This window comes from Neisseria sp. 19428wB4_WF04 (assembly GCF_015235335.1).
GTDB lineage: Bacteria > Pseudomonadota > Gammaproteobacteria > Burkholderiales > Neisseriaceae > Neisseria > Neisseria musculi.
Window position 1 is genome coordinate 1 of sequence record NZ_JADGLG010000124.1, and the last position, 908, is coordinate 908.

A 908-nucleotide genomic window follows, 5' to 3' on the forward strand; every position below is an offset into this window, starting at 1 on the left:
TCTAATAATGAATGCTGACTTTGGTACTTGTCTTTGGCGGCTGCATTACTTTGCCGGCACTTAAAAGAGTGATTAGGAGGATAGTAATGGATGAATTAAGAAAAAATTTTTATTTCTTTTGCCGGGGCATTTTACATCTGCTCGGAAGTTTGCCCTCATGGGGCAAATCTTTTCTTATCCGCGTCCGTTATGTTGTTTCTTTAATGAGCAGGCTGGTTTTGGCTTTTGTGTTGCCGGCGTTTTTTCTCAAATCCTTAAAAAAAGAAATGGAAATGATCGAAAAAGCAGCCGGTGAATCGTTGGCAGGCTTTGCGGCAATACTGTTCTGTCTGTTTTCCTTTTCTTTTCAAAGTGCCGCCGCAGTCTTTGCTTTTTCGAACCAGGCGTGGCACCATGTTGCAGACTGTGAATGGCGCGCCATCGGTGCCTGTCTGATTGCGGGTCATTATGTCGTGTTTTTCATGTGTTGGAGTATCAAAAAAGTGATAACGATAGGGAAAAAACACGGGAGAAACCGGATGCTGATTGAAGCTGCCCCCGCCGTCCGCACCGTCAAAGTCTCTGCGGGATATACCCCGCCGCAAACCGGCTACCCGCATTACCGGCTGATTCCGGTGCAGACAGAAGCAGGCAGATTCTACTGTCTGCTTTTTTACATTACCGACAAAGATTTTTTGATACTCGAGCCGAAAATCAAACGGCACCCGGCGGTCAGAAAGCCGGCAGGATTTCTGAAAACCGCCACCTACCCCGTGTATGAAACCGTATATGGAGCATCACCGTGAAAACCTACGATGTGAACGAAGCGGCGGCCTACTGCAAATGCCATCCCGAAACGATACGGGAGCATATCCGCGCCGGCCGTCTGAACGCCTCAAAGCCCGGGCGGAAATACTGCATTACCCAAC

Annotated in this window: 3 protein-coding genes; 2 read left to right on the forward strand and 1 reads right to left on the reverse strand. The window is 48.2% G+C overall.

Going from position 1 to position 908, the window contains the following annotated elements:
* Window positions 1-254: 254 nt before the first annotated feature.
* Window positions 255-506 (reverse strand): hypothetical protein, encoded by a 252-nt coding sequence (locus IR141_RS12560; RefSeq protein ID WP_135037767.1) that lies wholly within the window; start codon window positions 504-506, stop codon window positions 255-257.
* A 12-nt stretch (window positions 507-518) separates the two neighbouring features.
* Between IR141_RS12560 and IR141_RS12565 the strand changes: the two genes are divergently transcribed.
* Both IR141_RS12565 and IR141_RS12570 read left to right on the forward strand, forming a co-directional pair.
* A complete protein-coding gene (locus IR141_RS12565; RefSeq protein WP_135037770.1) occupies window positions 519-785 on the forward strand; it encodes a lipopolysaccharide heptosyltransferase in 267 nt (88 codons plus the stop codon).
* Between the two features lie 11 nt (window positions 786-796).
* Window positions 797-908, forward strand: a 112-nt coding sequence (locus IR141_RS12570) for a helix-turn-helix domain-containing protein (protein ID WP_245231749.1), incomplete at its 3' end; no start/stop codon positions are given.

Excerpts from the sequence above, each read along its gene's own strand:
- IR141_RS12565 (WP_135037770.1), top strand. The coding sequence starts at position 519 with ATGCTGATTGAAGCTGCCCCCGCCGTCCGCACCGTCAAAGTCTCTGCG.